Raw genomic sequence first — 4,758 nt, forward strand, 5'->3', positions numbered from 1 at the left:
GCTACGCGTACCTTTTTATTGATTTTATTACGATTTTTTTTCATGGTACGCGCAGCGTACCCTACTCAAAAAACCGAAAATTTAAACGTTTAGAGGATATGAAGTAAACCTATGCACGTTAGTTAAACTGTAGCAAAATAATCCCCCCATTACTTCATAGTCAATATGTCATTTCAATTCATAGTCAAGGCTTGGTCGGTCTGGCCATCACCATCTAGCGAAGCACTAGCGCCAACGCTTGAAAATATTCCGCTTCATTTAAAGCGTCGCTTAAGTCCATTGGCTAGCTCGGTTTTTGCGGCTATAGCGGGCTGCGGCAATCTAAGCCAGTGTCCAGCGGTGTTTAGCTCAGCCTACGGTGAATTGACAACGTCATTAGCGATGTTAACAAGGCTTGACAGAGATGGCGAGATTTCGCCTACGGCATTTAGTTTATCGGTGCATAATGCAATTGCTGGGTTATTTTCTATGATGCTCGGTAATACGTTTGAGATAACAGTGTTAAGTCCTGGGGCGGATGGCATTGCACCGGCTTTTGTTGAAGCATTAGGTTTGTTGCATGAAGGCGCTGAAGAAGTCTTAGTGGTGTTTTATGACGAGCCTATGCCTAGCTTTTACCCGACACAACCGTTTTTGATGGGCTGTGCGCAACGTAGTGCGGTGGCGTTACGACTTAGTCGCAGCGGTGAGGGAAGCGCGATGTGCTTTAGTAAAACCAAAGCCGCATCTTTAGGTTGCCAAAGCGAGCAACCGCAACATGTTGCGCGGTTTGTCGAGTTTATGTCTGGGGCTGAGTCTATATTAGAGATTAATACGCCTAGACAAACCTGGAGATGGCAAAAATTATGAAAAAAGTCATTTAACTATTATTGGCGTTTGCTAGCGACAGGTTGGAGTTTTAGTGTTTTTGGCATAGGCGGTTTTTTATTATGGGTGTTAGTTTTTCCGATTTTAGGGCTATTACCAGGTGATGCTAAGGCTAAACGACAGCGAGCGCAGAAATGCGTGCATCATAGCTTTGCTATTTTTATCAGTATGATGTGTAAGCTGGGAATTATGACTTATGAAATTAATGGTCTGGAGAAGCTTAATCGGCCTGGGCAGCTGATTTTAGCGAATCATCCTACGTTAATTGATATTGTGTTCTTGCTCAGCAGAATTCCTTATGCCAGTTGTATTGTTAAAAGTCAGTTATGCAAAAATCCTTGTATGCGTGGGTCTATTGCTTATGCGGGTTATATTAGCAATGAAGACCCAGAGACGATGATTGTCCAGTGTGTAGAGTATTTACGAGCAGGCGGTATTATGATTATTTTTCCTGAAAGCACGAGAACGGTGCCAGGTGTTGACTACAAATTTTATCGCGGGGCTGCTGCGATTGCTTTGCAAGCGAATACACAGGTAACGCCGGTTATTTTGCAGTGCGTACCCAGTACGTTAACCAAAGCTGAGAAGTGGTTTGAAATACCTGAGAGAAAATTCCATCTGTCTATGAGGGTAAATGACGATATAATACTCAAGGATTTTGTTGAAATTACCCCTAAAAGCGTCGCTGTGCGCAGATTTAACACTTATTTAAAAGAGTATTTTACTCAGTATAGAGAATTTCATGAGCGTAATGGAAGATGAAATAAAACAACTCATCATTGATTCACTCGCTTTAGAGGGAATGAGTATAACTGATATTAATAGCCAGGAAGCCTTGTTTAATAGTGGTTTAGGTTTGGATTCCATTGATGCCTTAGAGTTGGGCTTGGCGATTAGAAAAAAATATGATGTTCGTATTGATGCAGAAAAAGATAATGTCGAGTTGATTTTTGCATCGGTGGCTAATTTAACGCGCTTTATTCAAGACGAACAGCAACGGAGTGCGCAATAATGTCGCGTGATGAAATTTTACTGATGGTTCAACACATTATGGCCGATATGTTTGAACTAGATGAGCAGCGAATTACATTAGACGCACGGCTTTATGAAGACTTAGATTTTGATAGTATCGACGCCGTCGATATGATTGTTAAGCTTAGAGATACCATAGGACGTGAGCTTAGAGCCGATGATTTTAAAAACTCGTTAACCATTGCTGATGTGGTCGAAGCCATATTTAAGCTAACAAACGCCTGATGAATCGTTGGTTGAATAATGCAATTGGGGTATTAGTGGTTGTTTATCCCTTTGCCGTGTTTTGGGCTATCACCGTTATTGCACCTTGGCAAATTGCCGCATTGTTACTGCTATTATTATTGCTTCGCTTCGTGTTATTGGGGCATAGCGTGCATTGGCAGAAGTCGTTGTTGTTAGTAGCGATTGCCTACTGTGCTTTTGCGGTTTGGCAAAACACTGAGCTGAGTCTGCGTTTTTATCCTGTTTTAATTGACTTTGGCTTTTTTGGTCTGTTTGCCGCAAGTCTCATTTTCCCGCCGCCTATTATTGAGCGCATTGCTCGATTGCAACATCCTAATTTGCCAGAACAAGGCGTTCGTTATACCCGTAAAGTGACTTATGTGTGGTGCGTGTTTTTGGCTATCAATAGCTTCATCGCGTTATACACTGCGCTTTGGGGCAGTTTCTTCTGGTGGAGCCTCTATAATGGCTTTATTTCCTATGTGCTCACTGCGTTATTAATGGGCGCAGAATATTGGGTTCGTATTAAAACACAAGAACATGTCCGTTAATTCCATGATAACGCCGTTGTCGCATTGCGCGCTGCCCGAAAACAGTGAGCCTATTGTCGCTTGGCATCAGGGACAATGGCTAACGCATACCGAGTTTGTCAGTGATGTCGCTAAAGCCGCAAGCTATTTGTCGCAACGCGCTGGTAAAGCGTATGCGCTTTATTATGAGCAAGCTTATCCTTTTGCTGTAATGCTGTATGCGTGTTGGCATAGTGGCAAAACCGTATGGTTAGCCGCTAATAATAAAGCCGCTACGGCTGTTAAGCTGCAACAACAAGGTTGCCAGTTAGTCGGTGATTGGCCTGAGGCACAAGATGTTGAAGTAATAGAATACGATGACAGAATGAGTGCGTATGCCTTGTCGCCCTTAGATTTAATGTACACCGAATTAGTGTTGTTTACGTCGGGTTCTTCGGGGCAGGCAAAAGCCATTCATAAGGCGCTTTGGCAGCTTAATAATGAGGTGTTTGCGTTAGAACAGCAATGGGGTGAGTCATTAGCGGACGCGCATGCGTTAGCGACGGTCAGCCATCAGCATATTTATGGTTTATTGTTTCGCGTATTATGGCCTTTAGCCAGTGGGCGTTGTTTTCATAGCCGAATGTATTCAAGTCCAGAGGCGCTGTTAGCCAACGCAAATCAAAGGTCTTATTGGATAGCGAGTCCTGCGCAGTTAAAGCGCTTAGACGAGCTTAGTCCTTGGAAAAGCATCAACAATCTGTGTGTGATTTTTAGTTCGGGTGGTATGTTGGCGCTTGAGGTTGCTGAGCGCATTTATGACTTAGGCACACAAAAACTGGTTGAAGTATACGGCAGTTCTGAAAGCGGCGGTATTGCTTGGCGGGTGCCGGTGCAAGACGTGTTATGGCGGCCGTTTCCTGCTATCAAGCTTGTAGCGTCTAGCGAACAGCGTCACTGTTTAACCTCGCCTTATCTCCCTAGCGATACCTCATTACGATTAGATGATAGGCTTGAATTACACAGTGATGGGCGTTTTAGCTTGTTAGGCCGTCTTGATAGAGTGGTTAAAGTAGAAGAAAAGCGTTTGTCATTAACTGAGTTGGAGCAGGCGTTATTACAGTCTGACCTGGTAGCAGAAGTGCATTGTTTATTACGGAGCGATAAGCGCGATTGCATTGCTGCGGTGACGGTTTTAACGGAACAAGGCCTGGCGCAATTACGCAGTCTAGGTAAACTCGCTTTTATTAAACAGCTTAAGCAACCGTTGCTAGCGTTATTTGAAGCCATTGTGTTGCCAAGACGATGGGTGTTTATGAATCAGTTACCGCTGACGACCCACGGTAAAATCAATCATGAGTTGATTAACGGGTTATTATCGCTGTCTCATCATGTCTCACCTTATTTAGTTTATTGTCACCAACAAGATAGCCGTGTAGAGCTGGATTTACATATACAAGCCAGTTTAGTGTATTTTGAAGGGCATTTTCCTACTTATCCTATTTTGCCCGGTGTCACGCAGGTGGCGTGGGTTGAGCAGTATGGCAAATTATTTTTTGCTCTCAAGCAACCCTTTTTATGTTTAGAAGCGGTTAAATTTAAAAAAATTATCCGCCCTGATGATGCCTTAACGTTGCAATTACAATGGCAACCTGAAACCGGTAAATTGTTATTTAATTTTACTACGCCAACCGAGTCCCATAGCTCAGGACGTTTATTATATAGAGTAGAGCCATGAAGCCTTGTCTTATTATTCCGGTTTACAACCATCATGAAGCCATTGCACACGTGCTCAGCGATATTAAAAAAGTTTAATCTGCCGTGCTTTTTAATTAATGATGGCAGCTCTGAATTGTGTACGGCTGTATTAAGAACGCTTGCTGATACCGAGCGCGATTGGGTTATTTTGCATGAACACCGTGAAAATAGCGGTAAAGGTGCAGCGGTAATCACAGGATTCCGTTTGGCGTTAGCGCAAGGCTTTACCCATGCGATTCAACTAGATGCAGATGGTCAGCATCAGCGTGATGATATTACTCGTTTTTTAGCGGCGAGTGCGGCTGAACCTGAGAAGCTGATTTTAGGGCGTCCGTTGTTCGATGCCAGTGCGCCGAAAAAAAAGAGT

At 43.4% G+C, this 4,758-nt stretch carries 7 protein-coding genes; all 7 read left to right on the top strand.

From position 1 onward, the window contains the following. Positions 1-165 precede the first annotated feature (165 nt). Complete coding sequence (locus VZ94_RS18535; RefSeq protein WP_052700727.1) at positions 166-849, top strand: beta-ketoacyl synthase chain length factor; 684 nt, start codon at positions 166-168, stop codon at positions 847-849. 27 nt (positions 850-876) lie between these two features. Beyond that, on the top strand, positions 877-1,629 hold the full coding sequence (locus tag VZ94_RS18540; RefSeq protein ID WP_045780362.1) for a lysophospholipid acyltransferase family protein: 753 nt from the start codon (positions 877-879) through the stop codon (positions 1,627-1,629). Further along, positions 1,610-1,879, top strand: coding sequence for a phosphopantetheine-binding protein (locus VZ94_RS18545; protein WP_045780363.1), 270 nt, complete (start codon positions 1,610-1,612; stop codon positions 1,877-1,879). The genes VZ94_RS18540 and VZ94_RS18545 overlap by 20 nt, the downstream gene beginning before the upstream one ends. Next, positions 1,879-2,124, top strand: a complete 246-nt coding sequence (locus VZ94_RS18550; RefSeq protein ID WP_045780364.1) for an acyl carrier protein — start codon at positions 1,879-1,881, stop codon at positions 2,122-2,124. Before VZ94_RS18545 ends, VZ94_RS18550 begins: the two co-directional genes overlap by 1 nt. 11 nt (positions 2,125-2,135) lie before the next feature. Further along, positions 2,136-2,675: a COG4648 family protein gene (locus VZ94_RS18555; protein ID WP_239650070.1), complete on the top strand. Its 540-nt coding sequence runs from the start codon at positions 2,136-2,138 to the stop codon at positions 2,673-2,675. After that, positions 2,665-4,371, top strand: a complete 1,707-nt coding sequence (locus VZ94_RS18560; RefSeq protein WP_052700729.1) for an ApeI family dehydratase — start codon at positions 2,665-2,667, stop codon at positions 4,369-4,371. The genes VZ94_RS18555 and VZ94_RS18560 overlap by 11 nt, the downstream gene beginning before the upstream one ends. Positions 4,372-4,404: 33 nt before the next feature. After that, positions 4,405-4,758 (top strand): glycosyltransferase (locus VZ94_RS18565; protein ID WP_131655632.1); only part of this gene is annotated, 354 nt, incomplete at its 3' end.

This window comes from Methylocucumis oryzae, assembly GCF_000963695.1.
GTDB classification, from domain to species: domain Bacteria; phylum Pseudomonadota; class Gammaproteobacteria; order Methylococcales; family Methylomonadaceae; genus Methylovulum; species Methylovulum oryzae.

Bases quoted from the DNA above. Each gene is read 5' to 3' on its own strand.
- VZ94_RS18535 (WP_052700727.1), top strand. From the start codon at position 166: ATGTCATTTCAATTCATAGTCAAGGCTTGGTCGGTCTGGCCATCACCA.
- VZ94_RS18545 (WP_045780363.1), top strand. From the start codon at position 1,610: ATGAGCGTAATGGAAGATGAAATAAAACAACTCATCATTGATTCACTC.
- VZ94_RS18550 (WP_045780364.1), top strand. From the start codon at position 1,879: ATGTCGCGTGATGAAATTTTACTGATGGTTCAACACATTATGGCCGAT.
- VZ94_RS18560 (WP_052700729.1), top strand. From the start codon at position 2,665: ATGTCCGTTAATTCCATGATAACGCCGTTGTCGCATTGCGCGCTGCCC.